Origin of the sequence: Rhodococcus sp. NPDC006774 (assembly GCF_040636045.1) — a bacterium.
Classification (GTDB): domain Bacteria; phylum Actinomycetota; class Actinomycetes; order Mycobacteriales; family Mycobacteriaceae; genus Rhodococcoides.
Window position 1 is genome coordinate 15,171 of record NZ_JBEYIW010000032.1, and the last position, 23,280, is coordinate 38,450.

The following is a 23,280-nucleotide window of genomic DNA, read 5'->3' on the forward strand; positions in this document are numbered from 1 at the left end:
CACGTGATGCGGACGCGACTGCTCGCCCTACGCCCGACGAGCGCCAGGAGCCGCATCTTCTCGTGGGTGCTCCTGCTGGTGCTGGCATCTCTGGCGGCCGTCACCGTCACCACCTGGCTGCTCATGATCCGCGCGACCGACAATCGCATGCGCGAATCGCTGCGCACCGAGATCGCCGAGTTCACGACCCTCACCGACGCGGGCGTCGACCCGGGAACCGGCGCACCGTTCGACGACATCAACGACGTGCTCCGCGTGGTGATCACCTACAACCTCGCCCGCCCCAACGAGAAGTTCCTGGGCTACGTGGACGGTGCCTTCGCCGTGCAGAGCAGGCAGCAGGCACCGGTGCGACTGTCCGACGACAACGGCTTCACCGCCGAGGTGGGTACCGTCACCGCGCCCGTCGAGGGTTCGTATTCGAGCGCGGCAGGTGAAGTGGTGTACCTCGCGGTGCCGGTCTCCCTGGCGGGCGACCCGGTGACCGGGGTCGTGGTCGCCGCCTACTTCGCCGACCAGGAACGCGCCTCCGCCGACGAGACCGCGACCCTGATGCTCGTCGTCGGCGGCGTCACCTCGGTGCTGGCGGCGGTCGGGGCGTGGTTGGTCGCGGGCCGCATCATGTCTCCGATCAGACACATCACCGCCACCGCCAGAACGATCACCGAGACCGACCTGTCCGGCCGAATCACCGATGCCAGAACAACGGGTCGAGGCGACGACATCGGAGCCCTGATCGACACACTGAACTCGATGCTCGACCGAATCGAGTCGGGTGCGGCCAGTCAGCGCAGATTCCTCGACGACGCAGGCCACGAGCTCCGCACTCCCATCACCATCGTCCGAGGTCATCTCGATGTGCTCGACCACGACGACCCCGCCGACGTTCGCGATACCGTTGCGCTGGTCGACGACGAACTCGATCGGATGAACCGGCTCGTAGCCGACCTGTTGCTGCTCACCCGGGCCGACCAGACGAGCTTCGTCACCCCTGTGGTCACCGATGTCGACGCGCTCACCCGAAGCGTGTTCGACAAGGTGACCACCCTCGCCGACCGGGAGTGGGTGCTCGAGGCGAGCGCAACCGTCCACGCACCGCTCGACGCACAACGACTGACTCAGGCGTTGCTGGCACTGGCGGACAACGCAACTCACCACACGACGCCCGGCAGTCGCGTCGGCATCGGATCCCAACTGTCCGACGGTGACATCCGGTTCTGGGTCACCGACTCGGGCCCTGGAATCGAGCGCGACGAACAGGAACGAATCTTCGAGCGCTTCGCCCGCGGTCGCAACGGAACCAGACGCACCGAGGGCGCAGGTCTCGGCTTGTCCATCGTCACCGCCATCGCACAGGCCCACCGTGGACGGGTCAGTGTCGGCAGCGCACCGGGACACGGGGCCACGTTCACCATCGCGATTCCACTGACCGATTCCCCTCCCCCGCAGAAGGATCGACCATGGCCCGCATCCTGATCGCCGAAGACGAACCCCGCATCGCCTCGTTCGTGCACAAGGGACTGCGAGCGAGCGGTTTCAGCACGACGACCGTCTCCGACGGCAGATCCGCGTACGAACACGCGCGCAGCGGCGACTTCGATCTGGTGGTACTCGACATCGGGTTGCCGATCATGGACGGCTTCGAGGTACTGCAGCGACTGCGCGGAGAGCAGTGCGAGATACCGGTGATCGTGTTGACCGCACGCGACAGCGTCCAGGACGTGGTGTCCGGTCTCGAAACCGGTGCCGACGACTACATGGCCAAGCCGTTCCGCTTCGAGGAACTGCTGGCGCGCATCCGAGTTCGCCTGGGCACCAAACGAACCGTCGACACCACACAGCTCGCGGTCGCCGACCTCACCCTCGACCTGCGTACCCGGCGAGCTGTGGTGGGAGACCGCACCGTCGACCTGTCGGCACGAGAGTTCGCCCTGGCCGAGACCTTCATGCGCCACCCCGGCCAGGTCCTCTCGCGAGAGCAACTCCTGTCACAGGTGTGGGGATACGACTTCGACCCGGGCTCCAATGTCGTCGACGTCTACGTCCGCTACCTTCGGGCGAAGTTCGGTGCCGCCCGAATCGAGACAGTCCGCGGAATGGGATACCGACTCGCCGAGACATGAGTGGCGTCGGCCGGTGCCGACGCCACTGCTGGAGTGTCAGTCGTCCCAGTCGTGATCGTCGTTGTCGTCGTCCAGATCGTCGTTGTCGTCGTCCAGATCGTCCCAGTCGTCGTCGCGGTCGTCGAGATCGTCGTTGCGGTCGTCGAGATCGTCGTACCGGTCGTCGTTGCGGTCGTCCAGATCGTCGTTGCGATCATCCCAATCGTCGTCGTAGCGGTCGTTCGGGATCTGGGTCGGCGCGGGCTGTTGGGGAGCTGCCGGCGGGGTCGGAGCCGAATCCGATTCCGACAGAGGCTGTTCCACCGAGATCGAGGACGGCCGCTGCTGGGTGGGGCCGTCGTCGGCGATAGCGAGTGCGCCGACGCTTCCGAGGGTGACGACAACGGCTGCTGCACCGACGATCATGAACTTTCCTGGCATTCTCATGGCTGCTCCTTCGATCCGGGTTCTGTGGGCCACCGTTTCGGTGATGACTCAACGATCGCTGTCGAACGTGAGAAGCGAAGGAGCACAACATGAGCGAGTTCTCATACTGGCGACGGGCAAGTGCGGCGACGCGAGATCGACATTCGGCCGTTGTCGGTGACGGTGTCGGGACAAGATCCGGAGCGGTCGTTCGGGCGACCCTCGCCGGTGGGTCGCCACGTCACCCGACCCCTGAGCGCCTATGGTGATTCGCGATGAAAAGGATTCGAGTGTGTGTGGCCGTGTCGGCAGTGTCGATGGTTCTCGTCGGCATGGGCTGTGGACCGGCTCTGGCGCAACCCGCCGGCGAGCCACCGGCGGTGACGACGACACCGCCGTTCACGACGCCCGACACCGACAGCTGCCCGTACGCCGCGTCTCCTCCCCCGGCGATCGACCTGTCCGAGGTACCGGAACCTGGAAGCACTGCCCCGCAACCACTCCCGATTCCCGCCGAGGCCGTCGGCGGTGATCGGCTCGCCGAGTGTGGAGCGGTGCTGCCGGACGGGGCTCCCCCGTTACCTGCGGATATCTCGGCAACCGGGTTCGTGGTGGCCGACATGGACTCCGGCTCCGTTCTGGCCGCCAAGGATCCGCACGGGCGACATCGGCCGGCGAGCACGATCAAGGTGCTGCTTGCGATCGTCGCCCTCGACGAGCTGAACTTGAACGACCGGATCACCGCGACCGCAGAGGACGCCGATGCAGAGGGCAGTGCCGTCGGCATCGGAGAGAACGGTGTCTACACCAATCTCCAATTGATGCAGGGCCTGGTGATGGCGTCGGGAAACGATGCAGCGCATGCGTTGTCCAGGCAGTTGGGCGGCGACGCGGCCACCGTGGACAAGATGAATGCCAAGGCCGCAGAACTGGGTGCGCTCGATACGCGCACCGCCACGCCGTCGGGTCTCGACGGTCCTGGCATGGCGAGCTCTGCCTACGACCTGGCGTTGATCTACCGCGCGGCCATGCGTGATCCGACCTTCGCACAACTGATTTCGACCGAGAACGTTCAGTTTCCCGGCTACCCGAAGGACCCCACGATCCCGGACGACCAAGACCGGCCCGGGTTCACCCTCTCCAACGACAATCAGCTGCTCTACAACTACGAGGGCGCACTCGGAGGCAAGACCGGGTACACCGACGATGCTCGACAGACATTCGTCGCAGGAGCAGAGCGGGGCGGTCGACGTCTCGTCGTGACGATCATGAAGGGCGACGTGCTGCCGATCCGGCCCTGGGAGCAAGCGGCGCGCCTGTTGGACTACGGGTTCGCTCTCGATTCGAGCCGCGGCATAGGCGAACTCGTGGAGCCGCAGTCGACGTCCGCGGTGACGAGCACACGTGCGCCCGAGGCCACGCCGACTCTCGCCCAGCCACCCGCATCGGCGTCGGGGTCGAGCTCCCGCCAGTCCGAGATGCAGGCACAGGGCGACACCGTCGTTCGCATCGCGATAGGTGTCATCGGTGCGATCGTGGTGATCGGGCTGCTGTGGGGAGCTCGGCGGCTTTCGCGCAACCGCTGATCAGCGACGCCGGTTGCGCAATCCCGCGACGCCGAGAGCTGCGAGGGCACCGGCACCCACCAGCGCCAGACCGCCCGTCACGCCAGGTCCTTCGCTGACCTCGACCCTCGTGTTGATCACTGCCGGCTCCGGCGCCGGAACATGCGCTTCGGCCAAGCTTTCGCGTGTCGTCGCAGCGAACGACGTGGAGAACAGCACCAGCCGTGACGTCGTGAACACGAACACCAGCAGGCCGATGATGGGACCGAAGACCACGCCCGCGGGCCCGCTCGTCACCGATGCCAGGTAGAGGGCACCGAGCTGCTTGAAGATCTCGAACCCGACGGCAGCGAGCAGCGCACCTTTGGCTGCGCTGCGCCACGACACCGGCTCGCGCGGCAGCCTCGAGATCACCCAGGTGAACAACGCCCAGGTGCCCGCAAGCGCAAGGAGAATCGAGAAGACGCGCAGCGCGACGCCCACTCCTGGGATGGAATCGAGATTGGCCCACTCCAGAATGCTGCGCATCAGGTCACCTCCGGCCAGCGCCGACAACGCCAACGACAGCACCAGCGCGGTCCCCAGCCCGAGCAGCGCGGCGAAATCCTTGGCCTTGGTGGCAAGAAAACCACCCTGCTCGTGCTGGCTCTCCCACATGGCGGTCAGTGCCTCGCGTAGGTTCGCGATCCAACCGAGACCGGCATACAGGGCACCGAGCAGACCGATGATGCCGACGCTCGTCCGAGAATCGATGGCCGTCTGAATCAGCGAATTGATGGTCTCACCGAAGCTGCCGGGCACGTTCTCGGCAATCTGCGACTGGATCTCGGCAAGCCACTCGGGCTGATTCACCAGCACGAACCCGGCGATCGCGAACGCGACCATCAGCAGTGGGAACAGGGCCAGCACACTGAAGTACGTCATGCCTGCGGCGTAGTAGTCGCCCTTCTGACCCTGATACCGCTGCGCAGCAACAACAGTGTGATCGAGCCACGGCCACCGTTCGCGCCGGTCGTCGAGGATCGCCTTGAAATCGGGCATGGCACTCACCTTCTCGCTGTCGTCGCCTGCTGTCGGATCGTGTCGCCACGGTGCTGCGCCTCGAACTACTCTTTGCCGAAATGCAGCACGCCCAAACTCGGTGTGCCGTAGATGCTATGCACCCGGCGACAGGAAACCCACCCTGTCGTAGACCTGAGCGAGCGTTCGACTCGCCACTTCCCTGGCTCGATCCGCACCGGCCGCGAGGATGCGGTCGAGTTCGGCCACATCGGCCATGAACCCGTCCATCCGCTCCCGCAGTGGAACGACGAACTCGGTCAGAACGTCGGCCGTGTCGGACTTGAGGTCGCCGTATCCCTTACCCGCGTAGCCGGCAACGAGATCGTCGATACTCGCGCCTGACAGCGCGGACTGAATCACCAGAAGATTGCTGACGCCCGCCTTGTTCTCCGGATCGAACACGATGTCGCGTTCGTTGTCCGTCACTGCCGAACGAATCTTCTTCGCCGACACCTTCGGATCGTCGAGAATGTTGACGATGCCCGCCGGATTCGACGAGGACTTGCTCATCTTCGCGGTGGGATCCTGCAGATCGAAGATCTTCGCGGTGCCCTTGATGATGTGCGCATCGGGCACGACGAACGTCTTCTTGAACCGCGTGTTGAAACGCTGCGCCAGATCACGAGTCAACTCCAGGTGTTGCCGCTGATCCTCGCCCACGGGAACCAGATTCGGCCGATAGAGCAAGATGTCGGCGGCCTGCAGAATCGGGTAGGTGAACAGTCCGACGCTGGTGTGATCGCGTCCCTGCTTGGCCGACTTGTCCTTGAACTGAGTCATCCGCGCCGCTTCGCCGAATCCGGTGATGCAGTTCAGAACCCACGCCAACTGCGCATGCTCGGGTACCTGACTCTGAACGAACAGCGTCGACTTCTCCGGATCGATTCCCACCGCGAGCAACTGCGCAGCGGCCACTCGGGTGCGGCGGCGCAGTTCCTTCGGGTCCTGTGGAACGGTGATCGCATGCAGGTCCGGGATGAAATAGAACGCGTCGAACTCGTCCTGCAACTCCACCCAGTTCCGCACCGCACCCAGGTAGTTACCGAGATGGAACGAATCGGCAGTGGGTTGGATGCCGGAGAGCACCCGCCGACGCGGACCCTGCGGAGTGTCGATGGAGTCGGAAGAAGACATACCGCAATCTTTTCACGACCCCATCGACGCCAACTCCCTGCCTAGCCAACACGGGTCACTCCGCAGGCTCCGCACCGGAACACGGGTCACTCCGCAGGCTCCGCACCGGAACACGGGTCACTCCGCAGGCTCCGCTCTAGCGGTAGCGCACAGTCACCGGCGCGTGATCGGACCATCGCTGGTCGTACGCCTCGGCCCGCTCGGTGCTCGCTTCCTTGGCGCGCTCGGCCAGATCACTCGTGGCCAGCTGATAGTCGATTCGCCAGCCGGCGTCGTTGTCGAAGGCCTTGCCGCGGTACGACCACCAGCTGTACGGACCTTCGACGCCCGGGTGCAGTGCCCGTACGACGTCGGTCCAGGGAGCCTTCCCGGCGAGCAACCGCGTCACCCACTCGCGTTCCTCGGGCAGGAAGCCGGAGTTCTTGCGGTTGGTCTTCCATGCCTTGAGATCGGCCTCGGTATGGGCGATGTTCCAATCGCCGCACACCACCACGTCCCGATCGTCGGACTCAGCGGCCTTTGCCGTCTTGGCCAGATACTTCGCGAACGCCGCCATGAAGCGTTCCTTCTCGTCCTGCCGCTCGGTACCCACCTCGCCCGATGGCAGATACAGGCTCGCGACGGTGATATCGCCGAAATCGCCCTCGATGTACCGACCTGCATCGGCGAACTCGACGGCCCCGATGCCGGTACGAATCGCATCGGGAGCCGCCTTCGACAGCAAGGCCACCCCGTTGCGTCCCTTCGCGGACGGCTCGGCCGAGGCCAGGTGCCAGCCCGCATCGAGGGCCGGGGCCAGCGCCTTGGTCAGCTCCCCGTCGTTGGCGCGGGTTTCCTGCAGGCAGATGACGTCGGCATCGGTGGCCTCGAGCCACGGCAGCATGCCCTTGCGAACAGCTGCGCGAATTCCGTTGACGTTGACAGTGGAAACAGTGATCGGCACGCCGACGACGGTAGCGGAGCCCACCGACAGAGCGCGGACGGGCTGCTTACCTGGGGTCGTTCCTGCAGGCTCCACTCCCGCTGCCCGGGGTCATTCCTGCCCGGCCTGCTGTCGACGCCTCGGCTTCGCCCCGGGTTTCGGCGCGGTGACCACCGACGTCACCTCCGGCACCACCACCGGTTCACGATCGATGCGTCGGTAGACGATGTGCTGTTGGACGTAGGTCCACATGTTGTTGCTCACCCAGTACAGCAACACCGCGACCGGCAACACCGGGCCGCCGACGAGCACGCCTGCCGGGAACACCCAGAGCACGAGCTTGTTCATGATCGCGGTCTGCGGGTTTGCGAGCGCCGCTGCGTCCTGCCGGGCGACGGACGCCCGCGAGTTCAGATGAGTCGCCACCGCCGCAACGATCATCAACGGAACCTCAACGAACGCGATGCTCCACACCGACGGCACTCCCCCGAACGGACCGAATGCCTCGAGCACTTCCCGAGAGCTGTTGACGGCAGCGGAGATCGGCGCACCGAAGAGTCGTGCGTCGAGGAAGGACTGCACATCGGCAGCGCTGAAGACGTAGTTCGCGGTGTTCGCATTTTCCTGAGCAGTCATACCGAGATGACCGAATCCGGTACCGGTTCGGTTGAACGAGCGCAGCACGTGCAGCAGACCGATGAAGACCGGGCCCTGGGCCAGCAGGGGCAGGCACCCCATCAAGGGGTTGAAACCGTGTTCCTGCTGCAACTTCCGCATTTCGGTTGCTTGCCGAGCACGGTCCCCGGAGTACTTCCTCTGTACTGCCTCGAGCTGGGGCTTCAGTTTCTTCATGGCGAGCTGGGAACGAATCTGGCCGACGAACGGCTTGATCAGCAGCGCACGCAGTGTGAAGACCAGGAATATCACCGCCAAGGCCCAGGCGAAGCCGTTGTCGGGGCCAAGCACGGACCCGAAGACTCTGTGCCAGAACCACAGCACCGCGGAGACGGGATAGTAGACGAAATCGAGCATGGTGGAGCACCTCACTGTGAGAGAAGTCGGTCGGTCGGCGTCTCGACCGGATCTCGCAGTGGCTCAGATCAACTGGAGCCACCGGTCCGGCCCACGGACCGGACCGGGTGCTCTGGGCATGGGGCGACCCGGCGCATCGGGTTGCTGTTGCCTGCGGAACGATCCCCGAAGCCGCCGCCCGTCCGCGCCTGCGGAATCCGACGACAGCGGTGCGATCACTGCCAGGTCGGACGGCGCACCGAGGACGACAAGGGACGCCGCGACCAACGCACCGAACATCGCTATCTGTGCGGCGGGTTGGGCGTCGACGACGGTGAAGACGACCAGCAGGACGGCGAGAACGCCGACCAGCGTCCCGGCGTAGCGTCGAATCGCCAGGTGAGGGGTTCGAGAATCGAGCATCTTCGGTTCCTTGGGACAGCCTCGCGGACAACGGGTTGCGAAGGCGTGGGGGAACTTTCGAGCTACAGAGCCCCCACCAGTGCACCGGGTGCACGTGGCTGTGGGCGGCCCGGAGCATCCGGGCGATGTTGACGCCGGAACGACCCTCGAAGGTGGCGTTCCTCTGCGGCGGGGCCGGCATTCGGCAGCAGGCGCAGCAGTGCCGGCACATCGACACGATGTGCGAGCAGCATCAGCGTTGCCAGCGCCGCGACGAGGATCAGGGCCACGTCCGCGGTTGCGGTCGGCATCGTCAGGTACAGCGCCACGAGGAGCAGTGAGGTGACGACCATGCTCTGGTATCTCATCGCGCACCTCCCCGTTCCGACGCCTACCCGATGATTCGAGTCGTTGCTTAGGGTACAGATACCGAGGGGTCCGTGCACAGGTGCCAGGTATCGCCGACGAACACCGGCCCGCGAGCCTGAACACAGGGACGCACGTAGCTGGGCAGTCGCTCGAGCTCGGCGTCGGCGTCGGCCGACAACCCACCCACGTAGGACGTATCGATACGTCCGGTCTGCTCGAAGCGATCGACGTTGTGCCGTGCGATGTACGCATCCGGGTTCAGAGCCGCCAGCGTGAGCACGGTCAGAACCGCACCGACGCCTACTGCTCGTGGAAGCCGGCGCCCCGACATCCGCACGCCCGAGACCAGAAGCAGAACGAAGACCGAACCCAGCCACCACTCCACGGCCGTGACGAACAACCTGAGGGTGGTGTAGCCGTACTGCTGCTCGTACAACGACATTCGATGCAGGGCCGACGCAACGATCACCAACGACAGCAGGCAGAGCCCACCGAGCAGGGCCCGCAATGCACTTCGATCACGGCGATCCTCGCGTCGAGCCTTCGCGACCGTGACCGCGATGACGAGCAGTGTCAGTACCGTCACTGCGAGCAATTGCCAGAAGCCCTGCCGGGCGTATTCGGCATTGGTCAGACCCTCCGTGGTCACCACGTGCCCTTGCCCGCCGAACAGCGTCGGCACCTGGAACCCCACGAACACGACGAACAGGGCCACCACCGCCCCGAGGGGAACCATCCACTCCCACAACTGCACCGATCGACGCGGCGACGGCGCGAGGCGATCGAACCGAGGCGGATGCAGCGCGACGTAACAGACAGCGAGCGCACCACCTGCGGTGAGCACGAAGACGAGGGTGCGTCCGAGAATCGATGCGGCATCGAACTCGGGCGTCACCGCGCCCAGGGCATCCGAGAAACGCTTGTCGGCCGCACCGAACAACGCCGCGAACACGACGAAGAGCGCCACGGTCACGACGGCCACCATGCCGATACGCACCGGCCGAGGCCCCTCCAGATCGATCGAACCGGCTCCGCGTCGAGTCCACCGTGCCACCCGCACCGGCAGCAACACCGGCAGGAGAGCGCCGAGTGCAATTCCCGTCCACGTCCAGGCGCGGGAGAGCACAACCACTCCGACCACGATGGCGAGCGTCGTCGACATCGTCACGATCCACTCGGCCGCGCGCAGCGCAGACACGCTCGCCAATGCCAGCACTCCTGCCACGCCGGCCCACTCCCACCGCGAGAGCCTGCCACTGCGGGCTGCGAGCACAACACCCACGAAGGCCAGGGCGGTGATCAGCACGCCGAACGTGTTGTCCATCAACGTCACTGCACCGATCAGTCCGGCAACAGCGGACCCGAGCAGCGCCGCACGAGGTGGCTGCGAATACCGCAGCACCGGCCAGGTGCGCGGCCCCCAGAGAGAGCGCCTGTGCTTCGTTCTCGGATGAATCGGAATGTCGATCGTGCTCATGACTCTTCCCTCTTCTGTGTTTCGGGCATGACAGGTCGGCGGCTGCAGTCCGGGGACGAGCAGTCGCGGTTCGGATGGATCGATGAATTCAGTGCTCGGGGATGGCCACTCTGATGTGGCAGCCGAATTCGCTGTCGAGAACGTCGATGGTTCCGCCGTGCAGTTCGGTGGCCCAACGGGCGATGCCGAGGCCGAGACCTGTTCCGCCGTCGGTGGATCCGCCGCGAGTGAATCGGTCGAACACCGCAAGGCGGTCGGCGGGCGCGATGCCCGGTCCCTGGTCGACGACGTCGAATGCGTACGCCCCGCCGATTCGATGGGCGCGTAGCGTCACGGTGCTCGAATGAGGAGAATGCCGCACGGCGTTGTCGACGAGGTTGGTGATCACCTGCGTCATACGCGACCGGTCGGCCAGGACGGTCGCATCGCCGGGCGAGACGACGATCGACACTCGTTCTCTGTGAACGGAGGTGGCGTCCTCGAGGAATTGCCGGACCTCGAACTCCTCCGGGGCAATGGTGAGCACACCGCCCTCCACCCGCGACAGATCGAGCAGTTCGCTGACCAGATCTCCGAGTCTCTCGGTTTGGCGCAGCGCCACCGACAGCGTTGCGGGATTCGCGTCGGTCACCCCGTCGACCATGTTCTCGAGCACGGCACGCAGGGCAGCGATGGGCGTCTTCAACTCGTGGGAAACGTTGCCGATGAGTTCGCGGCGGTACTTCTCCGCGGCTTCGAGATCACTTGCCATGGTGTTGAACGCCGTGGCGAGCTCGCCCACCTCGTCCTTCGATGTTGCCCGCACTCGGGTCGAATAATCGCCTCGCGCCATCGCTTTGGCGGCCGAGGTCATCTCGCGCAGCGGTGACGTCATGCCGTGGGCGACCAATTGTGTTGCGGCCAAGGACACGACGAGCGCTGCGAGGAGGGTGTAGCGGAATTGCCAGCCCGCTCCGATCCAGAAGACGACGCTCGCGAGCACCAGCACTATGCCCACGACGAGCGAGACCTTGAGCTTGAACGACCGCAACGGATCCAACGGGCGCGGCAGCATGCGGGTCATCGCGGCGACTCCACGGCATAGCCCACGCCGTGGACGGTCCGAATGAGATCGCCACCGAGTTTGCGACGCAACGCTTTCACGTGAGAATCGACCGTCCTGCTGCTGGCCGAATCATCCCAGCCCCACAGTTCCGACAATAGGGTCTCTCGCGACACGGCACTGCGCGGCCGAGCAGCCAGATAGGCGAGGATGTCGAATTCCGTTCTGGTCAAGTGGATGTCACCGGAGGAAGTGGTCACCCGCCGTTCCCGGTGATCGATCTGTACGTCACCGACTCGAACCGCCTGAGGTTCGGCGGCCACCGTACGCTCGGCACGCCGGACCAAGGCGTGCACGCGAGCGACCAACTCGCGCATGCTGAACGGCTTTCCCAGGTAGTCGTCCGCGCCGACGCCCAGGCCGACGAGCATGTCCGTCTCGTCGGACTTGGCCGTCAACATCAGCACCGGGACCGGACGGGACGCCTGGATACGACGGCACACTTCGAGCCCGTCGAACCCGGGCAGCATCAGATCGAGCACCACAACGTCGGGATCGATCCGGGCGCACGCGTCGACGGCAGACGGGCCGTCGGCGGCAGTGACGACCTCGTACCCTTCGCCGCGCAGCCGAGCGGCAACGGCCTCGGAGATCGTGGGCTCGTCGTCGACGACGAGAACTGTGCGGCTCATGAGAACTGACCCTAGAGGGCGCACGTGGAGGAGCCCGTCGGGAAATGTGGAGGTTCGGTGAAAGTTGAGCCAGGCCTTTCACGGCGCGGCGACCGACGGACTCACCGACACGCTGAAATTAGGGTGGGCTACCCTTCCCGATGTTAGCCAACCCTTACGAAAGGCGTATCGATGCACATCCGACCACTTCACCGAACCTGGGCGGTGTGCGCCATTGCGCTGACCACCGTGGGACTGCTGACTGCCTGCTCGAACTCCACCGACGAGCCGGCACCGACGGTCGGTGCGTCCTCCGATTCGGCCGCCTTCCCGGTCACGATCGAGCACGCGTTCGGTGAGACCGTTGTGCCCGAAGAACCGACTCGTATCGTGGTGGCCGGTTACACCGAGCAGGACACCGTCTTGGCGCTCGGCGTGATCCCCGTCGGCGTCACGGAGTGGTATGGCGAACAGCCGTACGCAACCTGGCCCTGGGCGCAGGCAGCTCTGGGCGACGCTCAGCCCGAAGTGCTCTCGAACGACGATGGATTCGAGACGGAGAAGATCGCCGCACTCGAGCCCGATCTGATCATCGCCACCAATGCAGGCCTGACGGCGGACACGTACGACACGCTCAGTGACATTGCCCCGACGCTCGCCCAGTCGGACGCGTCGACCGCCTATTTCGAGCCCTGGGACGTCCAGGCGCAGAAGATCGGACGTGCGCTCGGTAAGAAGACCGAGGTCGATGCCCTGATCGACGGCGTCGATCAGAAGTTCGCCGACGCTGCGGCCGCACACCCGGAGTTTGCCGGCACGAAGGCGATCTTCTTGCAGAACGCGTTCTACGAGGGCAAGGCGATCGCGTACCAGGACGGGTTGAGCACCGACTTCCTGACCGAATTGGGCTTCGTCATTCCCGACGACATCGACGCCTACGTTCCGGCCGACGGCAGCGCGCAGGCGAGCATCCCGCTCGAGAATCTGTCGGTCCTCAACGCCGCCGACGTGCTGATCTGGGGAACCGAGGAGCCCGGCGATCGCACGGAATTGGAGAAGGAGGCGATGTACGACGCACTCGAGCCGGTGAAGGACGGCAACCTCGTGTTCACCGACGGTGTGACGGCCGGCGCGATCTACTTCACCAGCGTGCTGAGCCTGCCGTACGTGATCGACAAGCTGGTTCCGGCTCTGGACGACGCTCTCGGTGGATCGCCGGCAACGATCACCGGCTGATCCCGGGCGCTCCTACGCCGCGGAACGCTTGTCCATCCACATGGCGGTGGCCAGTACACCGAGACCGGCCACCGCCAGGCCCGAGCCGACGGCGGCAGGTGCCGTGTAGCCGAAGCCCGCGGCGATCACGGCTCCACCGACTGCCGCTCCGATGGCGTTGGCCAGATTGAACGCGGCATGGTTGAGCGATGCGGCGAGCGTCTGGGCGTCCTCGGCCACGTCCATCAACCTCGTCTGCAGGCCCGGCACCACCGAGGAGCCGGACGCGCCGATGAGGAACACCACGAGAAGCGCGGTGATCGGATTGTGTGCGGCCACGACGAACACGGCAAGGAACACGGCCGTCGCGGCCAGACCGACAAAGGTGCCCTTGAGCTGGTAGCGGTCGGCGAGCCATCCGCCGGCATAGTTTCCGACGACCATTCCGAGTCCGTAGATCATCAGGGCGACCGGAACGAGCGCGCGGGCGAGACCGGCGACGTCGGTCAGCGTCGACGCGATGTAGGTGTAGACCGCGAACATGCCACCGAATCCGACGATGCCCACGAACAGGGTCATCCACACCTGACTGCGGCGCAGTGCGCCCAGTTCGGTGATGGGGCTGGTGGTCGGCATCGCGTCGAGTCGTGGCATCCAGAGGACGAGGGCGGCGACGGTGAGGGCACCGATGACGGCCACGAGTGTGAATGCACTACGCCATCCCAGCGCCTGCCCGATCCACGTCGCCACCGGGACGCCGACGACGTTTGCGACCGAGAGTCCCATCATGACCATCGCGACGGCCTTGGCTCTCTTACCCGGTTCGGCGAGGTGGGCAGCCACCAGCGCGGCCACTCCGAAGTACGCACCGTGTGGCAGACCCGCGACGAAGCGCGAGGCGACGAGCTCGTTGAAGCTGGGCGCGAACACCGTGCCGAGGTTGCCGAGCGTGAAGGCCACCATCAGCGCCAGCAGCAACATCCGCCGGGGGACGCGAGCGGCCAGGGCCGCGATGGTCGGCGCACCGACCACAACGCCGAGCGCATACGCGGAGATCATGTGGCCGGCCGAGGGCTCGGAGATCCCCATCGTCGTCGCGATGTCCGGCAGCAAGCCCATCGACGCGAACTCCGTGGTGCCGATCCCGAAGCCGCCGATGGACAGTGCCAACATCGCGAGCTTGCGGCGGGTCGAGTGCGGTCGATGACTGACACTCAGACCACTCGACACCTTGCCGCGCACAGCGCTGACTCGGGCAAGAGCGGAATCGGTGCCAGTCACAGCAGTACAACCTTCGTGTGCAAATAGGGGGCAGAAGAAGCGGCCGGGATTCGAGCCTGCGATCCGAGACCGACCGGGTCCGACCCAGAAGGCAACGTCGCTCCGATCAATTGTCTTCCCCGAGGCAGCTCGTTTCGCGTCGATGAGCGGTGATTGTCCTCACCCGAGCATCTGCTCGAGCTCCACCCGAGCGCGGTGCGCGTGCCCTCGTTCCGGTCGAGGGCCATCACCGGCTAGGATCTTCGCCAGGTCATGAGTGCCAGCATCGAGCCCCGGCTTGCTGGCCGGCAACCCTCCAACCGCGGTGGGGTGCCCCGGGTGAACGACCGGGCCGATCCGGCATGCGAGTGCCGTATCGACAAGCGCGGGTCCGCAGGAAGCGGACCCACTGAACCTTCGGTCCCCAGGGGCCGAAGCCTGTCAGGAGGTTCTCTCATGTGTTGCTGTACCGATACGCCCCGTAGCGCTCGACTTCTCGAGCTTCATTCGACATTCGATTCGTCTCGAACAGACTCGTCTCAGAAAACGGAGTATCACCAGCCATGACCGATTCCACCCCCGACGTCGTCGACGCCACCGGAGCTCCCACCGAGGATCCGTTCACCGATCCCGCGGCCGACTGGAGTTTCGAGACCAAGCAGATCCACTCGGGTCAGACCCCGGACGGCACCACCAGGGCTCGTGCGTTGCCGATCTACCAGACCACCTCGTACACGTTCGACAACACCGACCACGCAGCCGCGCTGTTCGGACTGGCCGAGCCCGGCAACATCTACACCCGCATCATCAACCCGACGCAGGATGTCGTCGAGCAGCGCATCGCCGCCCTCGAAGGTGGAGTCGCGGCGTTGCTGCTCGCATCGGGTCAGGCCGCCGAGACGTTCGCAATTCTCAACCTCGCGGAGGCGGGCGACCACATCGTGTCGAGCCCGCGGCTCTACGGCGGCACGTACAACCTGTTCCACTACACGCTCCCCAAGCTGGGCATCACCGTCTCGTTCGTCGACGATCCCGACGACCTCGAGCAGTGGCGCGCCGCGATCACTCCGTCGACCAAGGCGTTCTACGGCGAGTCGATCTCGAACCCGAAGAACGACATTCTCGACATCCCCGGGATCTCGGCCGTGGCCCACGAGAACGGCATTCCACTGATCGTCGACAACACCGTGGCGACGCCGTACCTGCTGCAGCCGTTGAAGCACGGTGCCGACATCGTGGTGCACTCCGCGACGAAGTACCTCGGCGGACACGGAACGGCCATCGCGGGCGTCATCGTCGACGGCGGCACCTTCGATTGGACGCAGGGCCGTCATCCCAACTTCACCACCGCGGATCCGAGCTACCACGGCGTCGTGTTCGCCGATCTGGGCGCGCCCGCGTTCGCACTGAAGGCACGCGTTCAGCTGTTGCGTGACATCGGTGCTGCGGTCTCGCCGTTCAACGCCTTCCTCATCAGCCAGGGTCTGGAAACGTTGAGCCTTCGGATCGAGCGGCACGTGGCGAACGCACAGAAGGTTGCCGCCTTCCTCGCCGGTCGCGACGACGTCGTCTCGATCAACTACGCGGGACTCGAGTCGTCGCCGTGGTACCAGCGCGGGCAGGAATTGTTGCCGAAGGGGCAGGGCGCGATCATCGCGTTCGAGCTGAAGGGTGGTGTGGACGCGGGCAAGAAGTTCGTCAACGCACTCACTCTCCACAGCCACGTCGCTAACATCGGAGACGTGCGCTCACTCGTCATCCATCCCGCATCCACCACGCATTCCCAGCTGACTCCGGAAGAGCAGCTGGCCTCGGGCGTCACTCCCGGCCTGGTGCGTCTCGCCGTGGGCATCGAAGGAATCGACGACATCATCGCCGATCTCGAGGTCGGATTCAGCGCGGCGGCATCTTGAGTCACAGCTGCGACACAGGCGTTCGTCCGGAGGCGGTTCTTCCGTCTCCGGACGGGCGGTTGGGCACCATCGACATCGGTGGTCTCGATCTCGAGAACGGCGCTCGAATCCCCCAGGTGACCGTCGCGGTGCAGCGGTGGGGCGAACTCGCCACCGACCGCAGCAACGTGGTACTCGTCGAACACGCCCTGACCGGGGACTCGCATGTATCCGGTCCGCCGGACGCCGATCACGCTCTGCCCGGTTGGTGGAACGGAATGGTCGGTCCCGGTTGCCCCATCGACACCGACGAGTGGTGCGTCGTGGCGACCAACGTGCTCGGCGGCTGCGGCGGGACCACGGGACCGAGCAGCCTCTCTCCCGACGGCACGCCCTACGGGTCTCGCTTCCCCGACATCTCCATCCGCGATCAGGTCGCCGCCGAGGCGGCCGTGGCCGACGTACTCGGAATCGAGCGGTTCGCTGCCGTCGTCGGCGGTTCGATGGGCGGGATGCGCACCCTCGAATGGATCGTGGGCCATCCCGACCGAGTGGCGGCCGCGTTGGTCCTCGCGGTCGGTGCCAGGGCAACTGCCGACCAGATCGGTACCCAGACAACACAGATCGCCGCGATCAAGGCCGATCCAGGATGGCTCGGCGGCAACTATCACGACACCGGCACCTCGCCGACGGCCGGACTCGGCATCGCGCGGCGCATCGCGCACCTGACGTACCGGACCGAGAGCGAACTCGACATCAGGTTCGGAAACTCACCGCAGAACGACGAGGACCCGTGGGCCGGTGGTAGATACTCCGCACAGAGCTATCTGGAGCATCAGGCTGCGAAGCTCGTCAACCGGTTCGACGCGGCGACGTACGTCCTGCTCAGCGAAGCGATGAACCGTCACGACATCGGCCGTGGCCGCGGCGGAGTGGCCGAAGCTCTTGCGTCCACAGAGGTCCCGACCATCGTCGGCGGCGTCGACTCCGATCGCCTGTATCCGTTGCGACTGCAGAAGGAGATCGCTCGTGAACTCCCCCAGTGCCGCGGACTCGAAGTGATCCAGTCGCGTGACGGACACGACGGCTTTCTGACCGAGGCCGATTCGGTGGCGAAACTGCTCGCCGAGACGATGGAGCTGGCCCGCCTCGGTCGGCGCTGACACCGCTCTCGTCGACCGGGCTCTTGCGCCCTGACGTCAGTCGGTTCCCAGCGGATCGATCGACAGCGACAGAAAGACGATTGCTCCGCCTACGCAGCCCAGCGCCAGCACATCGAACACGCGACTGCGCACTTGCAGTGTGCCGACACGTGTTTCGGGCAGGCACAGCCGCAGGACTGCCGCCAGCAGCGCTGCGCATCCGAAGATGAACGCGCCGCGCCGCCAGCGATCGGCAAGCACCAGGACGAGCGCGGCGAGGACGACGACCGAGACTGCGACGATCGGTAGGTTGCGCGCGACTGCCGCGCGAAATCCCGCGTCGGGCTCGCTTCGCGCATCCTCTGCGTCGTTCACGTCGGTTCGCTCAGCTCTCGGCGGCGACGCGTTCGGCGCGCTCGACGACATTGGTGAGCAGGAAGGCCCGCGTCAGCGGTCCGACGCCGCCGGGGTTGGGCGAGAGGAATCCGGCCACCTCCGCCACACCGTCGGCGACATCGCCGCGCAGTCCGTCCTCGGTGCGGGTCACCCCGACGTCGAGCACAGCAGCACCCGGCTTGACCATGTCCGCGGTGATCAATCCGGGCACTCCGGCAGCGGCGATGACGATGTCCGCGCGCGAGACCTCGGCGGCCAGATCACGAGTTCCGGTGTGACACAACGTGACTGTCGAGTTCTCCGAACGCCTCGTGAGCAGCAGACCGATGGGTCGCCCGACCGTCACTCCGCGGCCGATGACCACCGCGTGCGCACCGTCGAGAGCAACGTCGTAGCGGCGCAGCAGGTGCACGATCCCGCGAGGTGTACACGGCAGTGCGGCATCCTTGCCGAGCACCAGACGGCCGAGGTTGATCGGGTGCAGACCGTCGGCGTCCTTGTCCGGATCGATTCGCTCGAGCGCAGCGTTCTCGTCGAGATGCTTCGGCAACGGCAGCTGAACGATGTAGCCGGTGCATTCGGGGTTGGCATTGAGTTCGTCGATGACGGCCTCGAGATCCGCCTGGGTGATGTCCGCGGGGAGGTCGCGACGAATCGAGGTGATGCCGACTTTGGCGCAGTCGTTGTGCTTGCCCCGGACGTACGCGGCCGAACCCGGATCGTCGCCCACCAACACGGTCGCCAGACCCGGGGTGATGCCCTGCTCACGCAGCGTTGCCACGCGGGCGGTGAGATCGACGAATATCTCGTCACGGGTCGCTTTGCCATCGAGAATCGTTGCAGTCACCCGGTCATTGTTCCAGGTTCGGCGTCAGTAGCGGCGCACCGGTCCGATCCCCACCGTCAGCCCTCGACGACGAGCCCGTGCGCTGCCGCGTACGCCACGGCCTGCATCAGCTCGATCTTCGCGCCGCGCACGCTCGCGCTGACCCACAGCGATGCGTCGGCGACGGCTCCGCGCAGATCCGCCTCGTCGAACTTGGCGTCGACGGTACGGGCACCTGCGAAATCGACCGAGCGCGCAGTGGCCTTCCTCAAGTCTGCGGACACGAGGTTCGCTTCCCGCATCCGGCACCCCGTCAGATCGAGGCAGCGAAGGTCCGCGTTGCCCAGTGACGCGAGGGTGAAGTCGACCTCGTCGTACGTCGCCGGACGCATGCGACTGTCGACGAACGTCGATCCCATCATGGTCGAATGACGAAAGGTGCTGTGCTGCAAATTGGTCCGAGTGAAGGTGCACGATCGAAATGCGGAGTTCGTGTGAATCGATTCGGTCAGGTCGGTGCCGGTGAAGTCGCATTCGGTGAACACCACCGAGTCGGTTCGGACGCCGCTCATGTCCGCGTCGCGAAATGTGCACCGAACGAACTGCCTGCCGGTCCACTCCTGCCCGTCCAGTCGCGTGTCGGAAAAGTCCTCACCGATCGTCTGTTCGTCGTCCACCTGCCCCATACTTCCCGGGCTCGTGATGGCAGAGTGAACCGGGTGTTTCGACTCATGTTCTTCGAACCCCGCATCCCACAGAACACCGGCAACGCGATTCGCCTGGTCGCCGGGACCGGCTGCGAACTGCACCTGGTGGGCCCGCTGGGCTTCGACATGTCCGAGCCGAAGCTCAAGCGGGCAGGCTTGGACTACCACGATCTGGCGTCGGTGACGGTGCATGCCGACCTCCCCTCGGCCTGGGCTGCGCTGGCACCGACTCGCGTGTTCGCTTACACCGCCCACGCGGACCGGTCCTACGCCGACGTCGCGTACGAACCGGGCGACGTCCTCCTGTTCGGACCGGAGCCGACTGGATTGCCCGACGACGTCCTGGACGACCCACACGTGACCGATCGACTGCGAATCCCGATGATTCCGGGCCGTCGATCCTTGAACCTGGCGAACGCGGCGGCAGTGACGATGTACGAGGCATGGCGCCAACACGGGTACGAAGGCAGCGTCTGACGGGTTTGCGTTCGAGCGCGCTCGAAGCCCTAGCTTGCCTTTCATGACTCGAACAATCACTCCACAACGCACGTGGCTCGTCACCGGGGCATCCTCCGGTCTGGGGCGCGCTCTGACCGAGACCGCCTTGGCAGCGGGCGACACCGTGGTCGCGGTGATGCGTCGCCCCGAACGCATCGACGACCTGCTCGACGAGCACGCAGAGTCACTGCTCCCGATCGCCTTCGATGTTCGAGACACCGAGTCGGCCCACGCCGTGGTCGAGGCGGCGATCGACCGGTTCGGACGCGTAGACGTACTCGTCAACAACGGTGGCGTCGGGCAGATCGGTTCCGCCGAGGAGATCGACGACGCCCGGCTGCGAGACATGCTCGACCAGCATGTGGTCGGTCCCGCCGCTCTCACCCGCGCCGTGTTGCCGGGAATGCGGGCGCGGGGCACCGGAACGATCGTGCAGATGAGCAGCCAGGGCGGCCGGATCTCCTTTCCGGGAGCAGGGTCCTACTCGGCCGGCAAATTCGCCCTGGAAGGCTGGTCCGAAGCGCTTGCCGGCGAGGTCGCATCGTTCGGTATCCGAGTTCTGATCGTCGAACCCAGCAGATTTCGGACCTGCTTCAACAGCGCCGACGTACTCGAACGCGCAGCCCCCGTGGATGTGTACGCCGACATCCTCGGCGATGTCAGGGCCGACATGCTCGCGGCCGACGGTCGACAGGAAGGCGACCCGCACCGAGCCGCTCTCGTCATCCGTCAGTTGGTCGGGGCCGAGTCCGCTCCCCTGCGCATTCCTCTCGGCCGTGAAGCCGTCCGACGGCTGCGCGAGTCGTACCGCCGCGAACTGGCCTCACTCGAGGCCCACGCCGAACTGTCCTCGAGCGCGGACTTCCCGGGTGTAGCCGAATCCGTCCGCCCGGTCTGACGGCACCGCCCGGACTATCTTCTGTACTCATGGCGACGACGGATTTGATGAACAGGGCTCTGGCGGCCGTGGCAGATTCGCAGGCATCGCTGACCGTCGAACTGGTGCACGATCTCGTCGAACCCGGAGAGCTCGCCGAACCACTCGGCATCGCAGAGGTCGCCGAGCTCCTCGATATCTCCGCGCACACCCTGCGGTACTACGAGCGGTGCGGCCTGATCGAGGTTGCTCGTGACGGACTCGACCATCGACGGTACGACGACGCGGCCGTCCGACGGATCGTGTTCCTCACCCGTATGCGGTTGTCGGGGATGCCGATGCGCGACCTGCAGCGCTATGTCGAACTCGTCGACGGCGGAGAAGACACCGTTCCGGAACGACTCGACATGCTCGTCGAGCATCGAGATACCGTCCGACGACGTATCCGAGAACTGCAACTCTCGCTCGTGGCAACCGAATACAAGATCGCGACGTACGGCGGTGCCACCGGTCCGTGACATGGGGAGGTCGGGTTCTCGACCTCGCCGAAGCCCGATGGGTCCGTAGACAGCCGGTCGGCCAGTGCCGCCCGGACACGATCGCGTCCCAGAAGTTGTCCGGGTTCGCCGGCGTGTCTTCGACGCAGGAGGTGAAACTGATTGTGAGCGTCGACAAATCGATCCGGTCCGAGAGGTAGTACTTCTGTGACACCGAACTGTCGAGTTCGCCCTGCCGGCTCGGCAGTGCCGATTCCACCTCGACGAGATCGGCAGTGTTCGACGCGGCCGCGGCCGGATCGTCGGGAGGTACCCGGTAACGATTTCCTTGCGTTCGACCGATGCCGGAGCGTGCTGCCGTGCGGAGCCGCCTTCCATCTCGAGCACCATCACCAACCTTGGCGCAGAAACCGAACCAGCAAGTGGCAGAAACGATTTCGATGGATCGGCGCTAGAGCACAACAGCAACCCGAACGCGCATCTGGGTACCACGACCGCTGCAGTCAGGGTGCGCGAAACCGGACTTCTACGACGATTCATCCCCGGATGCCAGCGGCACCGTTACACAAACCTGACCGGCTTGCTGCCATGGACTCGCGGGGCGGGGTACCGTGTGCCGCACCGGCCCGTTTCGCTCGTGAAGGAGCTTTCTTTTGTTCTCTGTTTCCCTGCCCCGTCGCTCGTCCTCCAACTCCTCCTCCGCGCGCACGTCCAGTCGGTTCGGTAGTCGAATTGCCCGCACCGCAGCAATATTCGCCATGGGCTCGGGATTGACGGTCGCAGCCCTGTCGGGCACGGCCACCGCGTCGGCAGCCCCCGTCAACTGCGTGTCCCCGCCGTCGGCCAACGACATCCAGGTCGACGACACCGCGAGCTGCGGAGCCACCTCCAACGGCACCGGACAGGCCACCGCAGGTGCTGCCGACAGCGGCACCGCAGTCAGCGTCAACGACGGCCCCGGCTCGACGGCCACCTACGCCAACGGATACGGCGTCGCCCTCGGAGCGAGCAAGAATGCAGGGACGGCCTACGCACTGGCACTCGGCGGCGGAATCGCTCACTCGTGGGCCGACGCCGGACAGACGACCCTCGCAGTCGCCGGGTGGGGATCCGGTGCCACGTCGGAGGCTCAGGGCGTCGATTGCGTCGGCCCCCTGTCACTGGCACTGAACCTCACCAGCGGCCAGTTCTGCGTCCTCGGTAGCTGATCGCCCGGTTGCAGAGAAAAATTTGATCCAACGGAGCCGACTACCCCGACACGAACTCGTCGAGGTAGTCGGCTCCTCCTGCATACACGATGTGACCGGACTTCCTGGGCCGCTCCGCGCATCCCTCGGGGAGCCGCCCGCTCCGTTTGCTCTTGGACTTCGCCGGCACCTATTGCCTCTCCGAACTGGCGATGAGTTGGAGCCGCCACTCGAACCGCTCCGGCTATGGACGGAACAATGAAACGAGGGCACACCCGCGGCTGATCACCGCCCCTGACCAGCCGAGCCAGTCCCCCCGAAGTGCCTTTCCGTTCTTGTCGGTGGGCCGAGATAGTCTTCTTTCAGTTCGAACGCACGTTCTTGTTTCGGCTCACCGGGGGGGTGAAAAAATGGGTGCACTACCGACCGTGTCACTGGAGGCGTTGACCGCTGCCGCGCGTGAAGAAAACCGGCACGCGGCCCGCAAGATCACCGCCTGCTATCGCGTGCACTGCGACTGGATCACCCGCGACACCGAACACAAGCACTACAGCCGATACGGACGCACCGAAATGGCTGTCGCGTTGGGCTGCTCGGCGA

25 protein-coding genes, 1 pseudogene and 1 riboswitch are annotated in these 23,280 nt (G+C 65.4%); of the genes and pseudogenes, 11 read left to right on the plus strand and 15 right to left on the minus strand.

The annotated features are described in order from the left end of the window. The first annotated feature begins 6 nt into the window (after positions 1–6). Positions 7–1,476 carry a HAMP domain-containing sensor histidine kinase gene (locus tag ABZ677_RS26360; protein WP_358374794.1) on the plus strand — a complete coding sequence of 490 codons (1,470 nt, stop codon included), beginning with the start codon at positions 7–9 and terminating at the stop codon, positions 1,474–1,476. After that, positions 1,461–2,123, plus strand: coding sequence for a response regulator transcription factor (locus ABZ677_RS26365; RefSeq protein WP_037188159.1), 663 nt, complete (start codon positions 1,461–1,463; stop codon positions 2,121–2,123). Before ABZ677_RS26360 ends, ABZ677_RS26365 begins: the two co-directional genes overlap by 16 nt. Positions 2,124–2,159: 36 nt before the next feature. Here ABZ677_RS26365 and ABZ677_RS26370 read toward each other — a convergent pair whose 3' ends face one another. Next, the gene (locus ABZ677_RS26370) at positions 2,160–2,549 is read right to left on the minus strand and encodes a hypothetical protein (protein ID WP_358374749.1); all 390 of its coding nucleotides are present in this window, start codon (positions 2,547–2,549) and stop codon (positions 2,160–2,162) included. Between the two features lie 254 nt (positions 2,550–2,803). Between ABZ677_RS26370 and ABZ677_RS26375 the strand changes: the two genes are divergently transcribed. Beyond that, on the plus strand, positions 2,804–4,114 hold the full coding sequence (locus tag ABZ677_RS26375) for a D-alanyl-D-alanine carboxypeptidase family protein (protein WP_358374751.1): 1,311 nt from the start codon (positions 2,804–2,806) through the stop codon (positions 4,112–4,114). Here the strand turns inward: ABZ677_RS26375 and yhjD are convergent, their stop codons facing one another. The 9 genes from yhjD to ABZ677_RS26420 form a co-directional block, all read right to left on the minus strand. Then, entirely contained in the window at positions 4,115–5,134 is a 1,020-nt protein-coding gene (gene yhjD, locus ABZ677_RS26380; protein WP_358374754.1) for an inner membrane protein YhjD, read from the minus strand. It lies immediately after the preceding gene. 114 nt (positions 5,135–5,248) lie between these two features. Next, positions 5,249–6,289 carry a tryptophan--tRNA ligase gene (gene trpS, locus ABZ677_RS26385; RefSeq protein WP_358374757.1) on the minus strand — a complete coding sequence of 347 codons (1,041 nt, stop codon included), beginning with the start codon at positions 6,287–6,289 and terminating at the stop codon, positions 5,249–5,251. Positions 6,290–6,425: 136 nt separating this feature from the next. After that, positions 6,426–7,232, minus strand: a complete 807-nt coding sequence (locus ABZ677_RS26390; protein ID WP_358374760.1) for an exodeoxyribonuclease III — start codon at positions 7,230–7,232, stop codon at positions 6,426–6,428. 90 nt (positions 7,233–7,322) lie between these two features. Continuing rightward, positions 7,323–8,243, minus strand: coding sequence for a membrane protein insertase YidC (yidC, locus tag ABZ677_RS26395; RefSeq protein WP_358374763.1), 921 nt, complete (start codon positions 8,241–8,243; stop codon positions 7,323–7,325). 63 nt (positions 8,244–8,306) lie between these two features. Continuing rightward, a complete protein-coding gene (locus ABZ677_RS26400) occupies positions 8,307–8,645 on the minus strand; it encodes a DUF6412 domain-containing protein (protein ID WP_358374766.1) in 339 nt (112 codons plus the stop codon). 62 nt (positions 8,646–8,707) lie between these two features. Then, a complete protein-coding gene (locus tag ABZ677_RS26405) occupies positions 8,708–8,992 on the minus strand; it encodes a DUF6412 domain-containing protein (protein WP_094739461.1) in 285 nt (94 codons plus the stop codon). Between the two features lie 47 nt (positions 8,993–9,039). Then, entirely contained in the window at positions 9,040–10,470 is a 1,431-nt protein-coding gene (locus ABZ677_RS26410) for a DUF4173 domain-containing protein (protein ID WP_358374769.1), read from the minus strand. A gap of 88 nt (positions 10,471–10,558) precedes the next feature. Continuing rightward, positions 10,559–11,533: an ATP-binding protein gene (locus ABZ677_RS26415; protein WP_037188170.1), complete on the minus strand. Its 975-nt coding sequence runs from the start codon at positions 11,531–11,533 to the stop codon at positions 10,559–10,561. After that, positions 11,530–12,204, minus strand: a complete 675-nt coding sequence (locus ABZ677_RS26420; protein ID WP_037188173.1) for a response regulator transcription factor — start codon at positions 12,202–12,204, stop codon at positions 11,530–11,532. Before ABZ677_RS26420 ends, ABZ677_RS26415 begins: the two co-directional genes overlap by 4 nt. Before the next feature lie 171 nt (positions 12,205–12,375). On the opposite strand from ABZ677_RS26420, the gene ABZ677_RS26425 reads away from it, so the two are divergent. Continuing rightward, the gene (locus tag ABZ677_RS26425) at positions 12,376–13,419 is read left to right on the plus strand and encodes an ABC transporter substrate-binding protein (protein WP_358374773.1); all 1,044 of its coding nucleotides are present in this window, start codon (positions 12,376–12,378) and stop codon (positions 13,417–13,419) included. A gap of 12 nt (positions 13,420–13,431) precedes the next feature. Here ABZ677_RS26425 and ABZ677_RS26430 read toward each other — a convergent pair whose 3' ends face one another. After that, complete coding sequence (locus ABZ677_RS26430; protein ID WP_358374776.1) at positions 13,432–14,679, minus strand: MFS transporter; 1,248 nt, start codon at positions 14,677–14,679, stop codon at positions 13,432–13,434. Between the two features lie 248 nt (positions 14,680–14,927). Next, positions 14,928–15,050: riboswitch (SAM riboswitch) on the plus strand. A 171-nt stretch (positions 15,051–15,221) separates the two neighbouring features. Between ABZ677_RS26430 and ABZ677_RS26435 the strand changes: the two genes are divergently transcribed. Both ABZ677_RS26435 and ABZ677_RS26440 read left to right on the plus strand, forming a co-directional pair. Beyond that, the gene (locus tag ABZ677_RS26435) at positions 15,222–16,571 is read left to right on the plus strand and encodes a bifunctional o-acetylhomoserine/o-acetylserine sulfhydrylase (RefSeq protein WP_082323496.1); all 1,350 of its coding nucleotides are present in this window, start codon (positions 15,222–15,224) and stop codon (positions 16,569–16,571) included. Continuing rightward, a complete protein-coding gene (locus ABZ677_RS26440; RefSeq protein WP_052047366.1) occupies positions 16,568–17,713 on the plus strand; it encodes a homoserine O-acetyltransferase in 1,146 nt (381 codons plus the stop codon). The genes ABZ677_RS26435 and ABZ677_RS26440 overlap by 4 nt, the downstream gene beginning before the upstream one ends. Before the next feature lie 36 nt (positions 17,714–17,749). On the opposite strand, the gene ABZ677_RS26445 is transcribed toward ABZ677_RS26440, so the two are convergent. The 3 genes from ABZ677_RS26445 to ABZ677_RS26455 are packed head-to-tail and all read right to left on the minus strand — an operon-like array spanning position 17,750 to position 19,600. Next, entirely contained in the window at positions 17,750–18,067 is a 318-nt protein-coding gene (locus ABZ677_RS26445; RefSeq protein ID WP_052047433.1) for a DUF3017 domain-containing protein, read from the minus strand. A gap of 10 nt (positions 18,068–18,077) precedes the next feature. After that, positions 18,078–18,935: a bifunctional methylenetetrahydrofolate dehydrogenase/methenyltetrahydrofolate cyclohydrolase gene (locus ABZ677_RS26450; protein WP_037188179.1), complete on the minus strand. Its 858-nt coding sequence runs from the start codon at positions 18,933–18,935 to the stop codon at positions 18,078–18,080. 56 nt (positions 18,936–18,991) lie between these two features. Further along, a complete protein-coding gene (locus ABZ677_RS26455) occupies positions 18,992–19,600 on the minus strand; it encodes a pentapeptide repeat-containing protein (RefSeq protein ID WP_358374782.1) in 609 nt (202 codons plus the stop codon). Positions 19,601–19,633: 33 nt separating this feature from the next. Between ABZ677_RS26455 and ABZ677_RS26460 the strand changes: the two genes are divergently transcribed. From ABZ677_RS26460 to ABZ677_RS26470, 3 genes are read left to right on the plus strand one after another with little or no spacing between them, the layout of a single operon-like run. Continuing rightward, positions 19,634–20,098 (plus strand): tRNA (cytidine(34)-2'-O)-methyltransferase, encoded by a 465-nt coding sequence (locus ABZ677_RS26460; protein WP_358374785.1) that lies wholly within the window; start codon positions 19,634–19,636, stop codon positions 20,096–20,098. Positions 20,099–20,141: 43 nt separating this feature from the next. Then, entirely contained in the window at positions 20,142–21,017 is an 876-nt protein-coding gene (locus tag ABZ677_RS26465) for an SDR family NAD(P)-dependent oxidoreductase (RefSeq protein ID WP_358374787.1), read from the plus strand. 29 nt (positions 21,018–21,046) lie between these two features. Continuing rightward, positions 21,047–21,514 (plus strand): MerR family transcriptional regulator, encoded by a 468-nt coding sequence (locus tag ABZ677_RS26470; protein ID WP_358374789.1) that lies wholly within the window; start codon positions 21,047–21,049, stop codon positions 21,512–21,514. A gap of 82 nt (positions 21,515–21,596) precedes the next feature. Here the strand turns inward: ABZ677_RS26470 and ABZ677_RS26475 are convergent. After that, positions 21,597–21,935: pseudogene (locus ABZ677_RS26475) on the minus strand (DUF4349 domain-containing protein); the annotation flags it as partial. Between the two features lie 211 nt (positions 21,936–22,146). On the opposite strand from ABZ677_RS26475, the gene ABZ677_RS26480 reads away from it, so the two are divergent. Together ABZ677_RS26480 and ABZ677_RS26485 are read left to right on the plus strand one after the other, a co-directional pair. Next, positions 22,147–22,701 carry a DUF6764 family protein gene (locus tag ABZ677_RS26480; protein WP_037188193.1) on the plus strand — a complete coding sequence of 185 codons (555 nt, stop codon included), beginning with the start codon at positions 22,147–22,149 and terminating at the stop codon, positions 22,699–22,701. Positions 22,702–23,090: 389 nt separating this feature from the next. After that, the coding region (locus ABZ677_RS26485) for a hypothetical protein (RefSeq protein ID WP_358374792.1) at positions 23,091–23,280 on the plus strand (190 nt) is incomplete at its 3' end.

Bases quoted from the DNA above. Each gene is read 5' to 3' on its own strand.
- ABZ677_RS26360 (WP_358374794.1), top strand. From the start codon at position 7: ATGCGGACGCGACTGCTCGCCCTACGCCCGACGAGCGCCAGGAGCCGC.
- ABZ677_RS26365 (WP_037188159.1), top strand. From the start codon at position 1,461: ATGGCCCGCATCCTGATCGCCGAAGACGAACCCCGCATCGCCTCGTTC.
- ABZ677_RS26370 (WP_358374749.1), bottom strand. From the start codon at position 2,549: ATGAGAATGCCAGGAAAGTTCATGATCGTCGGTGCAGCAGCCGTTGTC.
- ABZ677_RS26375 (WP_358374751.1), top strand. From the start codon at position 2,804: ATGAAAAGGATTCGAGTGTGTGTGGCCGTGTCGGCAGTGTCGATGGTT.
- yhjD (WP_358374754.1), bottom strand. From the start codon at position 5,134: ATGCCCGATTTCAAGGCGATCCTCGACGACCGGCGCGAACGGTGGCCG.
- trpS (WP_358374757.1), bottom strand. From the start codon at position 6,289: ATGTCTTCTTCCGACTCCATCGACACTCCGCAGGGTCCGCGTCGGCGG.
- yidC (WP_358374763.1), bottom strand. From the start codon at position 8,243: ATGCTCGATTTCGTCTACTATCCCGTCTCCGCGGTGCTGTGGTTCTGG.
- ABZ677_RS26400 (WP_358374766.1), bottom strand. From the start codon at position 8,645: ATGCTCGATTCTCGAACCCCTCACCTGGCGATTCGACGCTACGCCGGG.
- ABZ677_RS26405 (WP_094739461.1), bottom strand. From the start codon at position 8,992: ATGAGATACCAGAGCATGGTCGTCACCTCACTGCTCCTCGTGGCGCTG.
- ABZ677_RS26410 (WP_358374769.1), bottom strand. From the start codon at position 10,470: ATGAGCACGATCGACATTCCGATTCATCCGAGAACGAAGCACAGGCGC.
- ABZ677_RS26415 (WP_037188170.1), bottom strand. From the start codon at position 11,533: ATGACCCGCATGCTGCCGCGCCCGTTGGATCCGTTGCGGTCGTTCAAG.
- ABZ677_RS26420 (WP_037188173.1), bottom strand. From the start codon at position 12,204: ATGAGCCGCACAGTTCTCGTCGTCGACGACGAGCCCACGATCTCCGAG.
- ABZ677_RS26425 (WP_358374773.1), top strand. From the start codon at position 12,376: ATGCACATCCGACCACTTCACCGAACCTGGGCGGTGTGCGCCATTGCG.
- ABZ677_RS26435 (WP_082323496.1), top strand. From the start codon at position 15,222: ATGACCGATTCCACCCCCGACGTCGTCGACGCCACCGGAGCTCCCACC.
- ABZ677_RS26455 (WP_358374782.1), bottom strand. From the start codon at position 19,600: ATGGGGCAGGTGGACGACGAACAGACGATCGGTGAGGACTTTTCCGAC.
- ABZ677_RS26465 (WP_358374787.1), top strand. From the start codon at position 20,142: ATGACTCGAACAATCACTCCACAACGCACGTGGCTCGTCACCGGGGCA.
- ABZ677_RS26470 (WP_358374789.1), top strand. From the start codon at position 21,047: ATGGCGACGACGGATTTGATGAACAGGGCTCTGGCGGCCGTGGCAGAT.